Source organism: Streptomyces sp. NPDC051987, from assembly GCF_040680735.1.
Taxonomy (GTDB): Bacteria; Actinomycetota; Actinomycetes; order Streptomycetales; family Streptomycetaceae; genus Streptomyces.
In genome coordinates, this window is record NZ_JBFAXI010000027.1 from 17187 (window position 1) to 36029 (window position 18843).

Below are 18843 nucleotides of genomic sequence, written 5' to 3' on the forward strand. Positions count from 1 at the left end.
GACAACGGCCGCCCCATGGCCGGAAAGGCGAGTCGGCGGCGGGGTTTATGAGGTCTCGTCGGTCTGGGGGCGGGGCAGGTCGATCAGGATGTGGGTGTGGCGTCGGGTGTTCGTCGGATCTGGGTTCGGTGTGCTGTCGGCGGGCAGCGCGTTGCCTTCGGTGCGCGTTGTGATCTCGATGTCCTCGGGGGCCATGACGGTCTCCGAGTCGGCCTGGAGACGTGTGAGATGGACTGCCAGCGCCGAGCGGAACATGCCGGCCACGCTGTCCGCGCGTGCCTGTCCGCGCCGGAGCGCCTCGCCGAAGTGCGGAAGACCGTCGCGCATTCCGTTGGCGTGGCCGACCACCTCGACGCGGGGCGGCGGGAAGCCCGCCCTGACGTTCGCCAGCGAGGCCCACGCCACCTCGGCGGCCAGCCGGTGCACCGTCTCCCGCTGGGGTCCCGTCAGCTCGGACGATCCGTCCGCGAACTCGACCCCTCCGATGGTCAGCCGCTCGTTGCGGTAGGACGGTTGCACCACGCTCTCCTGCGGCGCGGCATGCGCTGGTTGTGGTTGCGCCGGGTGCTGCTGCTCCTGCGGGGGCCGGGGTGCCCGGGGCTGTACGTCCGTGTTGCCCGGCCCCCGGCGGGAGCGGGTCGGCGGGGCCGCGGGGGCGTCGCCCTGCCGGGGATCGTGCACCGACACCGTCGTCCGGCTGCCCTGCTCGGTGGTGACCGTGACCGGGAAGTCGGCCGCGGTCAGATGCGGCTGTGCCGAACCGTGCTGGTAGTTGATGAGGTGGCGGTCCAGCCGGTCCCGGAGTTCCCGGTGGACGGTGTCGGCCCGGACCTGGGCGCTGTCGGGGAAGACCCCGCCCAGCGTGGGACGGCGGTTGGTGCCGCGCCCGGTCACGGTGAGCCGCGGCAGCGGCAGCCCGTTGTGGTGGTTCCACAGCCCGGCGCGCACCACGTGCTCGGCCACGTAGGTCAGTTTGCGCGCCTCGACCTTGTTGATCTGCCGGGAGCCCTGGTCGAACCCGATGTCCACCTGGGGGAGCCGGTGACCGTGCACGATCACGGACGTCAGCGGGTTGGCCTCGGCAGACGGAGTGGAGCTGAGGAGGTCCGCGCTCACCTCGTGCATGGTCTCACCGGGCCGCTGGGAGAACATCCGGAAGTGCCAGAGCTCGCTGCCCTTGGGCAGGTCCGCCGCCTGCTTCATCCGCGCCTCGGCGACCTTGACCGTACGCTCGTACTCCGCCTTGGCGGCCGCTTCCTGCGGACTCCCCGGAGCCGTCGCACCGACCGCTCGCCGCGCGTCCGCCGCCTTGGTGAGCGCGTCGACCAGGTCCAGATGGCGGCCCAGTCTCTTGAGCGTGGCTTCGTCGGCCCCCCTCGCCCGCTGACGGTCCAGCTCGTCGCCGACGGCGGCGTGCAGCCTCCGGAAACCGTTCGGCGAGGTTCTGGTGAGGTTCTCCGCCACGGCCGATCGCATGGTGCCCGCGATCTGGGCGCGCCGGGCGAAGTTCTCCAGCGTGATCTGGTGTTTGCCGTCCTCGCTGGCGAGCACGACGGCGGCGAAGTGGTAGCCGAAGTGGCGGCCCTCCGGCGCGCTCGGCTTGGCGTAGTTGTGCGCCAGGCTCGGGAAGCCGTTCTCGTCCAGCGCGTTGATCGAGTGCACGAGGTAGGTCTCGCCGACCTTCGCCCAGGCGTGCTCGTTGATGCCGATCCTGTGCGCCGCGTCGGAGAGCACGTCGCGTCGCGGGTTGTCCAGCGGGTCGTAGCTCAGCGCGCTGCCGTAGGACTCGCCCGGTGTGGGACCGTCGCTCTCGGCGATGAGCCGGTCGTCCCGCAGCACCTGGCGCGCGGCCCACGACGGATCCAGGGGCCCGGTCGGCTCCCGGCCGTCGGCCACCTGGCCGAGAGCCTCCGCGAGGTAGTGGATGCCGGTGACCTCGGTGCGTCCCAGTGCGTTGATCGGGCCCGTGGCCACCCCGGAGCCGTCGGGATCCCGGAAGACCACATGTGACGCGGGCACGCCGCCCGACACCATCTGGGCGAAGTCACGGCAGACCTCCTCCTCCGACTTTCCGGAGCGGGTGAGGAACTGCGGGGCGACACGGACCAGTTCGCGATGGCCGCCCTTGCCGTCGCCGACGTGCAGCGCCAGGCCGTCCGCCTTGAGCCTCACCAGGCTGCCCGCGAGCGACAACTGCCGGTTGGCCGCTTCGACGGCCTTGGCGGTGGCGAAGACCTGCTGGCCGTAGCCGTACTGACGGTGGGCCAGCGACAGGTCCCCCGAGACATGCAACGGCGGGTGCTCGTCGACCAGTGTCTGCCTCATGCCCTGCGCGGGCACCGTCAGCTGCGGGACGTTGTCGGAGCTTGTCCGGCGGTAGTCGAAGGCGGCGTGGTACATGCCGGTCGGTTCTTCGAACAGCACGGTGTCGGGGGTGGTGCCGATCACCCGGTAGTCGGTGGTCGTCAGCGGCCGGGCCCGGAGGCGGTCCACCAGATCCGTCGGAGACAGGGCCGACTCCCCGGCGTCCCGCGGCGGGTGCAGCTTGCTCGCGTAGTCGGGGCCACCGGGGTCGTGACCCGGTGCCACGGGGTGCGTCACCGGGGTGTGGTCCGGGGACACGAGGGCGGTGTGGTCCTCCGCGGCGGAGTCGTGGCCGAGACTGAGCCCGTCGAACAGGTCCGACAGGCCGCCCTCGCCGCCCAGGAGCAGCGCCCAGCCGCCGCTCCCCCCGAGCAGGTCGAGCTGTTCGGCTCCGGTCTCCCAGTCGGTCGTGACACGCACATGCGAGTCGGTCGACCACACGGCGGTCCCGGTCCGGGCCGCGATGGACTGGGCGAGCCCGTGGTCCTGCCCCTGGGAGACGACCAGCAGGATGTCCTGGCCCTCGCCGCGCAGCGGGTCACGGGCGACGAGTGCGGCGAACTCCTCCGGGTCGGTCACATGGATCGCGCGGCCGCCCGCCATCAGGACGAGGTGGTCCGGGGTCCCCTGCGCGGTGATCACATACGGGTCGTGCCACGGTGCCGGATGCTCTGTCGGCCGCCCGTCCGGACCGGTCACCGTGTACTTCGTCAGATCCGGCGGGTTCGCCCTCGAACCCGTCCAGTCGCGCCCGGCCGCGTATTCCGACCCGTCGGCCAGCACGGTGTGGTTGTCCAGCGCGCCGTGTTCCGTCACCAGGAAGTGCGCGGCGAGCGCGGAGGCGTCCGTGACCGACTCGGGTCCGGCGTTCGCGGTGAGCGACAGCAGGTGCCGGTAGTCGTCCTCGGTCGGCTCGGTGTCCAGATGCAGCACCTGGCGGGCCAGCGACTCCAGGTGCGTGCGGCCGGCCGTGTCCGGTGTCGCACCGGGCAGATCCATCGCCCGCAGCGTGAGGAGGGCGCCGTGGGCGCTCTCGTACGCCTCCGGGTCGAGTGAATCGCCGTAGAGGCGGTCCAGCCACTCGTACTCGCGTGCCCGTTCCTCCGTGTACTCCTCCAGGACCCGGGACCAGTCCTGCTCCTCGTCCCGGTACGTCCCGGGAGCGTCGTGCTCGTTCCGTGGCATGTGCGGGTCGCGGGCCGAGGTGTCGTGCTGCGAGGCCGTGCCGCGGTGCGGGTCGGTCACCGGGTCGACCCAGGCATGGCGCCGGGTCACCGGCGGGGCGGCCGAGCGGGCGTCGTGCCAGCGGGGGTCCCGCGACAGCGGGGTGCGGTCCGTGTACTGCCGCGCGTCCGGGGCGGGGACGTCGTCGGCGGAGGCCGACGACGTCCTCGGAGGCTCCTGGGTCTCGGGGTGGCCCGCGCTGTGGTCCGTGCCGGGCCCCCCGACGTCCCCGACGAGCGCGCCGAGCAACTGGAGGTGACGGCCGCGCAGCCCGCCCTGGGCGAGACCGTACGGTGCCGGTTGGTGGAAGTCGCCCAGCAGGCTGCCCGGCACCTGCGCGCGGCCCGGTCCCTCGTCGTCCTCGCGGTACTCGTCGCGCAGACCGAGCTGGTGGCCCAGCTCGTGGGCGTACGCGACGGGATCCGCGTCCGGCCACCAGGTGCGCTGGTCCATGGGGCGGTCGTGGCCGGCGAGATCGACGACCAGATGGGGATCGGCGTCCTCGGTCACGCGTTCCACCGTCACATGCAGCAGGCTGCCGTCGGGAAGGCGGTGCCCCGGGCGGTTGTAGTAGTCCTCGGCGCCCTGTTGCAGCCGCTGCCACGGGGTCTCGGTGTCATGCCCCGAGCCGCTCCGGAAGGCGACGCGCACGGTCAGGTCGGTGACGGTGTTCTCGCCCACGCGGAAGGCGCGCGCGTCGAAGGCGGATCGCACCACGAAGCGCGGTGCGTGGTTCAGGCCGCGACGGGGCGTGACGGTGGTCGGGGTGTGATGGTCGCCGTCGCGGGTCTGCCGGGGCGATGTGTCGTCGGCGGCCGGGGCGTGGGTGGTGCTTGTGGCGCTCGCGGTGGGGGCGGACAGGGGTGCCCTCGGGGCCTTGGGGGCGACCTCCTCGGTCATGACGGGCGGGCGCCGCGTCGGGGCCTGGCTGGCGTCGTAGTGGTTGCGGCCGTTGTAGTACACATCGGTCGAACGGCCGGTGTTCTCCGGTCCGACCGTGCGCAGATGGGCCGTGCCGCCGCCGGTCGACTGGAACGTACGCAGCTGGATGCCGAGGGTGTGGGCCACCAGCGCGGGGAACATCTCGCCCTCGGCGGTGTTCCACGCGTCGTTGCCCGGCACCCAGTTCTCCAGGGCCCTGATCAGCGCCCGGTGCTCCGCCTGCGTCAACGGCCGGTGCAGCGCCGAGTCGACGACGGCGCCGACCATACGGTCATGGCTGTCGATGTAGTCCAGGGGCAGGGGGCCGGAACGCCCGGTGACATAGGCGAACTGGGCGCGCGGTGCCAGGGCGGTGTCTCCCAGGGTCCAGTTGCCCTGGTGGTCCGTGGTCTCCGGTACCTCGTTGGCCGCCCGCTCGGCCGCTTCCTGCGCGGGGAGGTGGTGCGGTGCGCCCATCAGTTCCTGGGTCCGCGCGTCCACGTAGAGATTGCGCAGAGCCTCCGGACGGAGCCAGTCCGGGGACATGACGTGGTCGACCCCGTTGGCCTGCAACCGCGTCTGGAGGGCGTCGAGGTTCTGGGTCTGCAGTTGCTGCCGGAGCTGGTTCTCCTGGCTGCGGCGGTACAACTCGGTCACGTCGAACGGGAGATGCTCCGCCCGTGTCGTCTGTACATAGCGCAGCACCTCCTGGCGGAGGGCTTCCGCGGCGCGGCCCAGGGGGCTGTCGGACCTGACGGGGCCCTGCTGGGTGCGGATCTGGCGCAGCACCGCTTCGTGCTGGGTGTGCGCGTTCCCGGAGGAGCCCTGGCGCAGTGCGGCGGGCCAGTGCTCGGGCGGGGTGCTCGCCACCACGGCGTACAGCAGACACCGGCCGTCGCCGGGCACCTGGACGCGGGGCGTCGGCTGCTGGACGACCGTGGACTCCGACGTATCCGGTTTCGTCTGCTGGACGTCGGCGGTGACGTGGTGCGTGGTGGTGGGCGTGGTCTGGCTGGTGGTGCTTGTGCTTGTGCTTGCGGTCGCGGTCTTGGTCGTGGTCGCATCGTGCGTGGCGACCGGTGCAGGGGTTTCCGGGGCCGCCTCCGGTGCCTTCACCTCCGGTGCCTTCACCGGAGGCTTGACCATGTCCGGCGTCTCCTCGGCGGGCTTGACCGCCTCGTGCGTCTTCTCGGGTTCCTTGACGTCCTGAGGGGTCTTGGCCGGTGACTCGACGTCTCCCGAAGTCTTGGCCTGCTGCTTGGTGCCTTCCGCGTCCTTCACCTGCGGTGAGGTGGAGTCCGCGTCCTTCACCTGCTGCGTGGTGTCGTCGGTCTTCTTGGCCGTCCAGTAGTAGACGTGGCCGTCGGTCTGCGAGGTGTTCCCGTACGTGCCGTTCTCGTCGTACTTCTGGGTGGTCAGCCGCACCGGCTGCCGCATCAGCACATGCGCGCCCTTGAGCGTGGCCTTGCCGGGTTCGGTGGCCTCCTTGCCGTGCGGGAGGTCCGGAGGTGCGAGGGTGCGGGTCGGGACGCCGGGCGCGCGGGTCACCGGCGAGCTGCTCTCGAACGTCTGGTCGCGGTCGATCTTCAGGGCGTTCGTCGGGAGGGGAACGACGACGGCCGGGTTCTTGGTGGTCACGAGGCCGGCCAGAGGCGTCAGGCTCGCGTTGAGACCGTTGCTCGCGGTCGTGGACGCCTCGTGCTCCGTGGAGACGGTGATCTCGTCGCTGCCCTCGTCCCGAGTGGAGATCTCCTGTGCCTCCCCGGTGGGCTGCAGACGGACTTCCAGGCCGGTCCTGCCGTCGGCGCCGAACGGGACCGTGCGGTAGCCGTTCGCGGTGTCCTTGAGCTGGTGGAAGACCGTGGGCAGGGTGGACGAGGACAGTGCCTGGCGCAGCGACACCTGCTGCTCCAGCGGCAGGCGCTGCTCCCTGACCAAGGGGTTGCCGGTGCCGTCCAGCCGAGGGTCGGAGATGAAGGAGCTGACCAGCTTGTGCGCGGCCTCGGGGGTCATGGCCCCGGCCCAGCGGCCGACCGCCGAGGCGACCGAGCCCAGCCCCCAGGAAATGGTCGACCCCGCCTTGCCGAGTGCGCTGTCGGACCAGGGACGGGGCGTGGTGAGCACCGTCTGCGCGTGGTCGAGCAGTGCGTCGGGGTTGTCGAAGCCCACGAGGTCGTGGGCGGAGTCCAGCGACGCCTGCCAGCGGTCCCGGTCGGCCTGCGAGGCGGTGACCGGCTGCATCTCGATGGTGTTGCCGCCGTCGTGGACCTGGGGCGGCTGCGACGACTGCGGGTTCGGCTCCTGCGGGCGTGCGGCGGCCTGTTCGGCGGTCTCGGTGAGCGACTTGGGGACGTAGGCATGAACCGGCCACGACGGGTCGACGGGCCGGGGCTTGGCGAGGTTGACGAAGCGTCCGTACTCGAAGCGCTGGGTCACGGTGACCTCGAAGCGCATACGGTTGGAGAACTTCACCGTGTCGCCGAACTTCGACGTCTTGTGCTCGACCTTGGTGGTGACACCGCTGTCCGCGCTCTTGGTCCGGCTGCCCTCGCCGCCGCCGGACGGGGCCCACGCGACGCTGCCCAGACCGGACTTCTTCTCCTCGGCCTTGACCTCGGCCGCGTCCTGGCCGGGCCTGGGCTTGACCACGGGTGCGTAGGACACCCGGAAGTTGCCGTCGGCGCCCAGCGACCAGTTGTGGCCCGCGCCGCCCTTGACCGTCTGCGCGATGGTGACCTTGCGGGTGGTGTCGCCGGTGGAGTGGTCGCCCTCGTCGGTCCACTTGTCCTGCGGGATGCCGCGTACCAGCACCTCGGTGATCACGCGCTGGGTGCGGGACTCGTGGACGCGGTAGTCGAGGATGCCGCGGCCCACCAGGTCCTCGTAGTTGGCCGAGAGGTTCTCCGGCGAGAACGTTCCCGCGAACGGCAGAGCCGTCTCCGGTACGTCGGCGGGCGTGTCCAGCCGGCGGATCTGCCGGTCGATCTCGCCGAGGATCTCGTCGGACTTCGGGATGTCGGCGGTGGCCCCGCCGAGCAGTCCGGAGGTCAGCAGCGGTGCCTGACGCGTGCTGGAGGAGGCCGGGGTGCTGGTGTCGCCGGTCCCGTCGTTTCCGAGTTTGCGTACGTCGTCGTCCGAGAGCAGCACTACGACCCGGTGTTTGCTGATCTGCGGGTCTCCGAGGGTGACGTTGCCCTTCCAGTCCGTGACGCGGCCCTGGACGGTGACGTCCGCGTCCGCCTCGTAGACGTGCCAGGTGCCCTTGTACGCCGCCTTCCGCGACGTGGTCGTCTTCTGCTTGACGTTCTCGCTGATGTTGTGGCCGGCGCCGCCCTTGCCCTTGACACCGCCGCGCACCTGAAGGGACGCGTCGGGGCTGTCCTTGGACGGGAAACGCCCGGCGTCGAAGCCGAGTCCCGCCTTGAAGGCCAGGGAGGTCTTGTCCGCCACCGCGGTGGACCCGCTGGACTTGGTCTCGATCTCCAGCTTGCCCTCGCCGGGCAGCGTCTCGTGGAACCTGAAGTTGCTCAGACGCGTCCGGGTCGACAGTCCGATGGTGTCGCGGTTGCGGCCCGAACCGACCTGCTCGTCACCGCTGTTGGCCCACCCGCCGTGCGAGGCGGAGACCATGGACCGCAGGTGGTCCTCGTCGGTGATGCCGTCCAGGGCATCCTTCAGGTCGGGCGTCGACGTCTCGTTCTTCCTCTCGAAGGCGCTGGTCAGCGACCGCTTCGCGGTGTCCCGGAAGTCGTCGGAGCCGGTGACATGGCGGATCGCGTGGCGCTGCGGCAGCACGTCAAGCTCGGGGATGGTCCGCGGCGGCGCGGTATCGGTGCCGGTGGTCTCCGGTTTCCGCGCGACCTCGACCGTGAGGCGGCCGTCCGGCTTCACCTGCCTGGTGTGCTGCATATGGGGCGAGGGCGCGTCGGTGGACAGATGTGTGGTGGGCTGCTCCGGGTTCTCGACGCCGACCATGACGTGGTACGTCACCGGGTGGGCGTAGACGTCGGTGTCCGCCTCCAGGGAGAACTGCCGCTTGACCTCGGTCTCGGCACCCGTGGTCAGACCGTGCGAGGGGTTGTGCGCGGTGATGTCGAGGCTGCCGATGGCGAAGCCGCGCGTCACATCCGGGTGGTCCAGCGAACTGCGCACGTTGCCCGCCAGGTTGACGACGTGCTTCGAACTGCGCGTGACGGTCTTGTCGGCCCCGGTCGTCCGGGTGGTCACGGCCTTCGTCGTCGACTTGCCCGAGCGCACGTAGTCGCCCTTGGACGGCTCGGCCTTGATCAGGATCTCGTGGGTCCTGCCCTCGCGCAGTGGCAGATGCGAGCCCTTCAGCGTGATCCGGTAGGAGCCGTCGAGCAGCTTCGGACCGGAGTCGCGCAGCCGTGAGGGGGCGAGCTGCTGGCGCAGCGAACGCAGGTTCTCCCATGCCTCGGGGGTGATCCGGGGACGGTTCGCGGTGCTCGCACCGTCGTGCGCCGTGGTGGTGCCGGGGGCGTCTCCGGTTCTCGGGGTCCGTGCAAGGAAGTAGCCATCGACCTCCTCCAAGGGCGACGGCCGGGCCGCCCGGGAGGGCGCGGGCAACGACTGGCGCTGGGGGTGGATCGCCTCCGGCGGCGGCAGCACACCGGGCGAGCTCTTCCACATCTCGCGCACGATGTGGTCCTCCAGCTCCGACGAACCGGGGAAGTCCAGGAACGTGGTGCGCTGGGCCGCGACCGGTCCGGTGAGCCGGCCGGCGTCGAGCGGTGGGTGGTCGCCGGTGGTGGCGGGCGTGGACCCCTCGTGCGGGACGGCGCGCAGCACCTCGCCGTTCTGCGGGTTGATGGTGATGGCGATGTGGCCGACGGTGTCCTCCGGACGCCGCTCGGAGGGCGGCGGGGTGTGGTCCCCGATCTTCGTGGTGCTGGTGCCGTGCAGCCCGTCGAGCCCCGGCTGCAACCGGTGCCGGATCAGCTGGACCCGCAGACGTACGTTGGTCGCGACCAGGTCGGCCTTGCCGGTGTGCTCATGGCTGGACTCGGTTCCGACGGCGTTCTTGCCCTTGACGCCGTGTGTGAGGTTGCTGGAACCCGTGTAGCCGGCGGTGCCGGTCAGCCACGTGGACTCGGAGCTGTCCTTCGCCTTCCACACCTGGCCGGTGGCGCCGCCGCTCAGACCCAGCGACCAGGAACTGTTCTCCGTACGGTTCTGGCCGTGCTCACCCGTCGACTTCGACCCCAGGGTGGCCTTGCCGTCCACGGTGTGCAGAGCCTGGGAGCCGTCCGGCTCCACCGTCAGATGCAGATGGGCCCTGCTGCCGTCGCTGAGCGTCAGCGGCTTCGACAGCAGACCCCAACCCGAGGCGTGCTCGAACTCGTTGATGACATTGGACGGCTGGAAGAAGTCCTCGATGTCCCGGTGCGCGGTGCCGTCCGGTCGCGCCTCGCGCGGCAGCGCCTCGTAGACCGCGTTCCGTGCCGTGTCGAGACCGGTGATCGACACCGGGTGGCCGGCGGCGGGCCTGGGAGGTCGGGAGTCCGGTGCGGCGACGGTGTTCGGCTGGTCCGTGCGGGCGGGGTCCCAGCCCTGCCAGGTGCGCGGACGGCCGTCGGCCAGGTCCTCCGGCCGGGGCACGTCGGCACGGACCGTTCCGGTGACGGCGTCATGCGTCCCCTTGGCGCCGAGCTGGGTGCCCTGATGGTCCGTGACCTTCACCTGGTAGGTGAAGTCGGACGTGTAACTGTCGGTCTTGCCGGTGAAGGCGATCTGGTTCGCCGTCTGGGACGACGACTTGACCGTGGTCTCACGGCCGTGCGTGGCGCCGCCCAGCTTCCCGGAGGGGGTGACGAGGACCGACAGTTCGTTGTTGACGGGACGGATGATGGTCGGCCCGAACTCCAGGCCCGCCTCGGAGGAGGTCATCTCCGTCGTGCGCGGGTCGGAGTCGTGCGTCGACTCGGACGGTACGCCGAAGCCCTCGCCGTCGTTGTCCTTGGCGGCATCGGTCGTGGCGTCGAGGCGCCAGGGGGAGGCGGTGGCCTTCACCTCGACCTCGTAGGGCCTGCCGTCCACGTGGACGGTGAAGCGCCAGCCGCCGTTGACCATCGCGCCGTGCTGCTTGCGGAAGTTGGCGGGATCGAGGGCGGCGTCCAGGCGCTGTACGACGGACGTGTCCTTGCCGTGGCCGCCGAGCAGCGTCTCGACCCGCGTACGCACGCCCTCCGGACCCGGGTCCTCGGTGATCTTCTTGCCGGCGAGGGTCTCCGTGTGCCGTCCGTCGAGGACCGGCTCGGGGTCCTTCTGCGGGGGCGCGGGCGGCTTCTCCTGCTCCTCGTCGCCGGAGGTGCTGTCGTCCTTGGCGGGAGTGTGGTCCTTGGCCGGGGTGTGGTCCTTCTCCGGCTCGTCCTTGGGGGCGTCCTCGGACTTGTCCAGGGTGTCCGTCGTGTGCGGTTCCTGGCCGAGGGGCTCCTGCTCCGGCTTCTCGCGGGGCTCTTCCTTGGTGAGGGTCTGCCCCTGCTTCTCGTCCTTGTGCTGGCCCCCCTCGTCCTTGTGCTGGCCCCCCTCGTCCTTGTGCTGGTCCCCCTGGTCCTGGTGGTCCCCCTGGTCCTGCCGGCCCTCGTGGTCCTTGGAGTCCTCGGAGTCCTTGGGCTCCTGGTGGTCCTTGGGCTCCTGGTGGTCCTTGGGCTCCTGGTGGTCCTTGGGTTCCTCGTGGTCCTTGGGGTCCTGCTGGTCCCGGTCGCCGCGGGTGTCCTTGTCCGTGCCGCCGTCCGACGGGGTGTCGTCCTTGGGCGACTCCTCCGGACGCCGGGTCCAGGTGAGTTCGGCGTGGTCGTTCTCGGGTCGGAAGCGCAGCAGCGGTTCGCCGTCGGGACCGTGGTGGGAGCCGACGATCTTGTCGAAGATGGACTTGCTGAAGGGGGAGGGCGGGTTCCAGAACATGTGGGCGCCGTGCATGACGGCGATGTCCTTGGCCTGCATCTCCTTGATCAGCGCGTCGTGCTCCTCCAGCGGGATGCGGGTGCCGCCCGGGGTGGAGATGTCGAACAGGTCGTGGTCGCCGGTGATGGGCCGCTGGATGCCGTCCTCGCCGATGCCGTGAACCACGCCGTCCACGACGGTGAACTTGTTCTTCTTCTCCAGCAGCGCCATCTTCGCGGCGAGTTCGTGGTATTCGGTCGAGCGCTGGTTGTGGCGGGAGAGGACCTTGTCCCAGTCGCCCGGGGGGACGGTGCTCCGGTCGGGCGTCCTGGGCTTGAAGTAGCCGACGAGTCCGATGTTCTTGGGGTCGGCGCCGAGGTGGACGTCGGCCTCGTTGATGGTCTTGGCCTTGATGTCCTGCGGTTTGGCCATGGCTCCGGCGTCGAGCCATTTGGGCGCGGTGGGGTTGGTCGGGCGGACGTCGATGACCAGGCCCTTGTCCCGGGCGATATCGCGGAAGCCCTTGAAGTTCTTCTCCGGGATGCCATAGGTCTGGCGCGCCGTGTACGAGTTGACCTCACCGGTCTTGAGCGGTTCGGTCCAGGTGAGTTCGGCGTGGTCGTTCTCGGGGCGGAAGCGCAGCAGCGGTTCGCCGTCAGGGCCCTGGTGGGAGCCGACGATCTTGTCGAAGACGGTCTTGCTGAAGGGGGAGGGCGGGTTCCAGAACATGTGGGCGCCGTGCATGACGGCGATGTCCTTGGCCTGCATCTCCTTGATCAGCGCGTCGTGTTCGGGATGCGGGATCCGCGTGCCGCCCGGGGTGGAGATGTCGAACAGGTCGTGGTCGCCGGTGATGGGCCGCTGGGCGCCGCCCTCGTCGATGCCGTAGACCACGCCGTCCTTGACGGTGAACTTGTTGTCCGTCTCGTACGCCGCCATCTTCGCGGCGAGTTCGTGGTATTCGGTCGAGCGCTGGTTGTGGCGGGAGAGGACCTTGTCCCAGTCGCCCGGGGGGACGGTGCTCCGGTCGGGCGTCCTGGGCTTGAAGTAGCCGACGAGTCCGATGTTCTTGGGGTCGGCGCCGAGGTGGACGTCGGCCTCGTTGATGGTCTTGGCCTTGATGTCCTGCGGTTTGGCCATGGCTCCGGCGTCGAGCCATTTGGGCGCGGTGGGGTTGGTCGGGCGGACGTCGATGACCAGGCCCTTGTCCCGGGCGATATCGCGGAAGCCCTTGAAGTTCTTCTCCGGCATGCCATAGGTCTGACGCGCCGAGTGCGCGTCGACCTCGCTCGGCTTCGGCGAGGTGGACGTCGCCTGTTCCTCGTGCGTCGTCGTGTGTTCCTGGTGCGGCGTGGACTGGTCCTCGTGCGACGCGGTCGCCGGTTCGCGCTGCCGTGTGGGGTCGGAGACCGGGTCCACCCAGGTGTGCCGGCGTGGGACCGCGGGTGCCTGGTCACGCGAGTGCTGCCAGGCGGGGTCGTCCGCCGGATCGTCGTGCTGCTGGTGCTGTCCGTGGCTCTGGTCGTCGGACACCGACGCAGGCAGGTGCTGGGTGCCGTCGTGCGCGCCGGTGTCGTCGGTGGAGGGGCCGGGGAGTTTCGGCGCCACCTGGTCCGAGGAGCCCTGGTCGCCGGACAGGTGCGGCCGGGCGGTGTCCAGGGCGCCGTTGCGCACCAGGGAGTCGACCATCTCGTTCACCGAGCGGCCGCCCTGGAACAGGCTGTACATGTCGTCCGGCACGATCGGCCGGTAACCCTGCTCCAGCAGCAGCTTGGGCAGCAGGATCTGGACGTTGGAACGGAGGTTGCCGTCCTCGAAGGGGTGGATCACATGCAGTGACCGGACCGTACGGGCGATCGAGGCGAGCTTCGTCCTGTCGTCGACGCCGGGCTCGGCGACCCGCTCGTAGTGCTGGTGGAACACCGTGTCGACGAGACCGGGCGCCTCGCCCTTGCGGTAGTTGGTCGACAGCGCCGGGTTGTTGTGCAGGAAGCGCGTGAGGATGGTGGCCGGCTGCGGCTTGGGCAGACCCTTGGACCAGTCGTGCGTGGTCATGTCGTAGACCAGGGCCCGGTCTCCGACCTTCTCGTCGAAGATGTCGGGGGCCAGTGTCTCGCCGCGCAACGGGAAGTGCGTGGGACGGCCGCCGGACCAGTCGAGATCGCGGCCGAGGTGACTCGTCGCCAGACCGTGCATCGTCCGGTACGACGACGCGTCCATCGGCGTTCTGACCGTCTCGGGGTCACCGAGGAACTTCTTGTAGGCCGCGACCATGCCCTTCTGGAAGCCGGGAGAGCGGTCGTGGTCGTAGTACGAGCCCGGGTCGTGGGGGTAGGCGGCCTGTGCCTCGGCGTGGTTCTTGGGGTCGATGTAGAACTTCCACCACTCGTTCTCGGGCAGGTAGTCGTGCAGAGTGCCCGGCTGCGGCCCCCTCGGCGCGACCGACTCGCCGGTGTGGTCCTGCGGGTGGTCCGTTCGGTGGTCGCCGGTGTGGCCCTGGTGGGAGAGCAGATCGTCGTGGCCCGCGGTGAGGGCGCCGAGAAGCTGGAGATGGCGGTCGCGCAGGCCGCCGTGGGTGAGTTCCTGGTGCTCGGGGCGCTGGTGGAGGTCGCCCAGCAGGCTGCCCGGGATGTGCGGGCGCTGCGGTGCGGTCTCGTCCGCGTACTCGTCGCGCAGCCCCAGCTGGTGGGAGATCTCGTGCGCGTACTCGACGGGCTTGGCCCCGGGCGTCCAGCTGCGCTGGTCCATGCCGTGGTCGCCGCCCACCAGGTCGACGGTCAGGTGGGGCTTGTCGCCGGGGCCGACGCGCTCGATGGTGACATGCAGCCGGTCGCCGTTGGGCAGCGTGTACTTCGGGTCGTTGAAGTACTGCTTGACGCCCTGCTGCGCCCGCTTCCAGGTGTCGTCGGCGTTGTGCAGGCCCGAGCCGACGTCGCGCAGCGCCACGCGCACGGTCAGATCGGTGTACGGGGTGTCGCCGACGGTGAACCGCCGCTGGTCGAAGCCGGACCGCACCACGTAGCGCGGGGTGCGGTCCAGCCGCATCCGGGGCGGCGGGCCGGGACTGCGCAGGTCGTCCAGTCCCTCGGTGCTGGGCACCGGATGGTGGCGGGGATCGGTCGAGTCCTCGTGCGACCGGCCGGACTCCGAGCCGTCCTCGGAGGGGCGGTGGGCGACGAGTTGCTCGTTCTCCTGGTCCTTCCGGCGCGGCTGCTCCTCGTGCGTCGGCCGCGAGCCGGTGTCCGGTTTCGTCCCCTGCTCTCCAGAGGAGTGCTGGTCGCGGGCGGGGGAGTGGTCCGCGGGGACCTTGACCGCGTTCCCCTCCGTGGAGGTCCCGCCATGCGGGGTCGTGGTGTGTTCGTGGGCCGGTGTGTGCTCGTCGGCCGGTATGTGGTGCTCGGCCGGTGTGTGCTCGTCGGTGCCGCCGTGCTGGTCGGTTCCGGTGGTGATGCGGTCCAGGTGGCCCTGGGCCTCGGGGTTCCCGGTCTGCTCTGCCAGCTCCTGCCGTAGCGTGCTGGTGCGTTCGTCGTACGTCTGGTGCGCGGACAGCTCCTCGCGCACCTCGTCGATCCGGCGCCGGGTGTCCTCGGCAGCGCGGGAGTCGCCCCCGAGGAGCTGTTCGGTGCGCTGATCCCGCAACTGCTCCAGCCGGTCCGACAGTGCACGCACCTGGTCCTGGCGGTCCTGCTCGCGCCGGCTCAGGTGCCGGTCCAGCTTGTCGAGGGCGTCCTTGGCCTCCCGCTCGCCGGTCGCCTCCTGAGCCTGCCGGCGCAGCTCGGCGGCGCGGGGGTCCCCCTCCCCGTCGTGGAGCGCGTCGAGGCGGTCGCGCAGTTCCTGCTCGGTGGGGTGGTGATCCTCGGAGGTGTCCGACCTGAGCCGGTCGAGCCGCTGCTGGAACTGCTGCTCCTCGCGGTGGTCGTGGAGCTCGCGCAGCGCGCGGTCGGCCTCGTCGGCGGTGGCGGCCCGGTCCACCTGCTCGCGCAGTTCGCGCTCGCGGTCGTCCGCACCGTCGTTGAGGGCATCGAGGCGGCGGCGCAGGTCCTCCTCGCTGCCCCGCTCCGGGGCGCGCTCCGGCGTCGGCTCGTCCGACTTGAGATGGTCGAGGCGCTGCTGCAACTCCTGCAGTTCCCGGTGTTCCTGCAGGTCCCGCAGCGCGCGGTCGGCCTCGTCCGGCGTCCTGGCGTCGTCGAGCCGCTCGTGCAGCGCCGCGGTCTCGGGATCGGGCTCGGCGGAGGAACGCAACCGGGCCAGCCGGTCGTGCAGTTCGGCGTCCCTGCGGAGGTCGTCCAGCTGGGAGCGGAGCCGGTCGGCGGTGGGCCCGTCGGTGGTCATGGCGAGGCGCTGCCGTACGTCCTCGACGTCCTGGTGGAACGGGCGCGGCGCGTCCTGACCGGTCAGCGTCCCGGAGGGAACGTGGCTCTCGACGTACGCGGAGTACTCGTTGAGCCTGCTGTCGAGCAGGTCCGGGTCTCCGGAGCGGCGCGCCTCCTCGACCGAGTCGACCTTGCTCTGCCACTCCTCCTTGGAGCCGGTGAGGTTGGTCAGCCGCTCGAAGCCGCCCTGCGCGTGCGTGTGGAACGCCTCGTAGCGCCGGCTGGTGGTACGCGTCTCCACATGGGCCCGGAAGTCGGCGAGGTGCTGTCCGGCGCGGTCCCAGTCGTCGGACGCGGTGGCCTCCTGGATGGCGCGGGTGTACGTGTCACGGTCGTCCTTGGACATCCCGGCGGTACGCGCGGCGCGGTCCAGATCGGCGGTGCGCTGCCTGATCCCGGCGTCGGGTGAGACGGGCCGGGTCGTCGGCGGGGACGGGGCCTGGTGCAACGGGGTCGGCGGGTCCGGGTCGTGCGTGGGCACGACAAGGGTGTCGAGCTGCCGGAGCTGCTCGTCCGTGCTGGCCGGGGAACGGTCGCCGAGGGTGCCGTCCTGGTGGTCCTGCGGGTGCGGTGTCGCACCGGGCTCGTGCTGCGGGACGTCCGGCAGGACGGGCGTGTGCCCGTCGCCGGTGGGCTGCCGCACCGGAGGCGTCGACGGCTCGTGCTGCGGGGTGTTCGTCCCGCTCCCGGTGTCCGCACGCGGGCGGGGCGCCCGGGGCGCGACTTCGTCCCCGCGCGTGCCGCTGTTCGTGGCGGGGGAGTGGCTGGTGCTGGTGCTGGTGCTGGTGCTGGTGGCGGTGGACGGACGCGGCTGTGGGGCCGCGGTGGACTCCTGGCGCGGTGCGGACTCCGTTCCGGTGCGCGGGGCGGACGACGACTCCACGTTCACGGTGGGACGCGGGGTGCCCCCGGACTCGGTGGACGGACGGTTCGTCCCGGTCGACGGGGCCTGCGGCTGGGTGGTGCCGGTGGTCGGCGTCTGCGACCGGTCGGTTCCGGTGGTCGGCGTCTCCGGCCGCGCGGACACGGGGCCGGGCGTCCGCTGGGTGCCCGTCGCGTTGCCGGGGGTCTGCGGACGGTCGGACACGGTGCTCGGGGTCTGCGACTGGTCGGCCACGGAGGCGGGCGGTTGCTGACGGCCCGTCACAGTACTGTCGTCATTGCTCGATACGTGCTGATGATCCGTCACGGAGACTGCGCCCTGGTGTCCTTGGGCCACCGTGTCGGGCGCCGGCGTGTTCTCGTGCGGCACGGACGTCACGGTGTGGTCGGTCCCGCCGTGGCCGTTGGACGTGGTCTCGAAGCCGGGCAGCCCGCCGGAGCGCCCTGTCTGCTCCGGGACACCGGAGGACGTGTGCGGCGCGGACTCGGTGGTGATGTGCGGGGCGGTGTCGCCCGTGCCGCCCTCGGTCGTGCTCGGGCCCCTCGACTCGGTCGTCGGCCGGGTGGTCCCGTGTTCGGTCGTCCCGCCGCGGTTGCCGCCGCTGGTGGGGTCCGTGCCGGTGGTCCCGCGCGATGTGCCGTTGCTCCCGGAGGTGCCGCGGCCCGAACCGGTCCCGGTGTCTCCTCGGGTCCCTCCCGTACGCGTACCGCCCGTACCCGTGTCGACCACGCCCGTGCCACCGGTCCCGGTACCTCGGGTACCGGCCGTGCCCGAACTGTGGGGCACGTTCGTGTCCAGGCCCTTGCCGAGGCCGGTGGTGCCGAGACCGTTGCTCTTGCCGAGACCCTCGCCCTTGCCGAGACCCTCGCCCTTGCCCAGGCCGCCGGTGTCGAAGTTCTCCGCACCGGGGAGGCCGGACCCGCCCTCGGAGGGGACCTTCGGGAGGTGGATGTCGGCCGTGGACGGCAGATGGACGTCCGGGGTGTGGATCTCGGTGTGCTCGCCGCCGCCGAACCTGCGACGGCCTCCGCCGCCGCCCATCGCGCCGATGATGCCCGAGGTCACGGCGGCGCCCATGTCGTTCTCGCCGCCGAAGACCTGTTCCATGACCTCGGTGGTGACGACGCTGGAGACGCCGCCGATGACGCCCTTGCCGATCAGGGAGGCCGCGAACTTCGGCGCGAACGCCGAGCCGGCACCGGAGAAGACGCCGCCGATCGCACCGCCGATCGCGCCGCCCTCCACGGCCTGCAGCGTGGCCGCGGTGTCCCACTGGGTGCGGTCGCCCTTGAGGAACTGGATCCCCTGGATCACCGCGTCCATGCCGACCATGAACCCGACACCGGTGGCGATCGAGATCAGCAGCCGCTTCAGCAGCATCTTCACGATCATCCGCACGCCGGTGACCAGCGCCGGGATCACCTCAGGCGCCCAGAAGGCGAGTTCGGCGATCTCGACCGCCAGCCAGATCAGCTGCGCCAGGATCATGTACTTCGCGTACTCAACCTGCAGCCCGGTGTTCTTGCCCAGCTTGCCCAGCTGACCGGCCGCATCGGCCATGTCGGGGAGATTGGACTTCAGCTGCTGCGTGAAGTTGGAGAACTCGTCGGCGACCTCGCCGCCGATGCTGTGCAGCACACCACTGGTCGCGGGATCGATCTCGCGACTGATGGCGGTCAGCTGCCGGGCAGCGTCCTCCCACGCCTCGCCGAGGCTGCGCAGCTTGTCCTCGTCGCCTTTGGGCCAGTCCTGGCCGACGGCCAGCTTGGCGACCCAGCCGAGTTCCGGGGGCAGGTTGATGCTCATGACCTGGTGTTCTTCACCCGGGACTCGGCAGGGTGGACCTCGGTGGCTCCCAGACGCTTGGTCGCCTCGATGTTCTGGTCCTCCATGCGTTCGAGGTTGACGGCCATCGTCCGGATGCCGTCGTGCATGCTGTCGACCAGCTGGCCCATCTGCCCGGTGCTCTCGATGATCTGCTTCCTGGGCGTGGCGTACTGCTCGTAGAACTGCCGCCCGGAGGCGTCGTCGCCCCAGCAGTCGCCCAGTTCGCCGAGCCGGCCCTCCAGGCTCCTGCCGATGTCACGGAACCGCGCGGCCAGTTGCTGCACATACGGCAGCTGGTTGCGCAGCCCGTCGGTGTCGACGTAGAACTCGCCGTCAGCCATGTGTTCC

2 protein-coding genes are annotated in these 18843 nt (G+C 70.8%); both read right to left on the minus strand.

Features of this window, described 5'->3' with window-relative positions:
- Window positions 1-45 precede the first annotated feature (45 nt).
- Window positions 46-18474 (minus strand): hypothetical protein, encoded by an 18429-nt coding sequence (locus AB0M11_RS16995; RefSeq protein WP_365706048.1) that lies wholly within the window; start codon window positions 18472-18474, stop codon window positions 46-48.
- Window positions 18471-18836, minus strand: a complete 366-nt coding sequence (locus AB0M11_RS17000; protein ID WP_365706050.1) for a hypothetical protein — start codon at window positions 18834-18836, stop codon at window positions 18471-18473. The genes AB0M11_RS16995 and AB0M11_RS17000 overlap by 4 nt, the downstream gene beginning before the upstream one ends.
- Window positions 18837-18843: the final 7 nt, after the last annotated feature.

What these genes read in the sequence shown, in the direction of transcription:
- AB0M11_RS16995 (WP_365706048.1), bottom strand. Translation starts at nt 18,474, where the DNA reads ATGAGCATCAACCTGCCCCCGGAACTCGGCTGGGTCGCCAAGCTGGCC.
- AB0M11_RS17000 (WP_365706050.1), bottom strand. Translation starts at nt 18,836, where the DNA reads ATGGCTGACGGCGAGTTCTACGTCGACACCGACGGGCTGCGCAACCAG.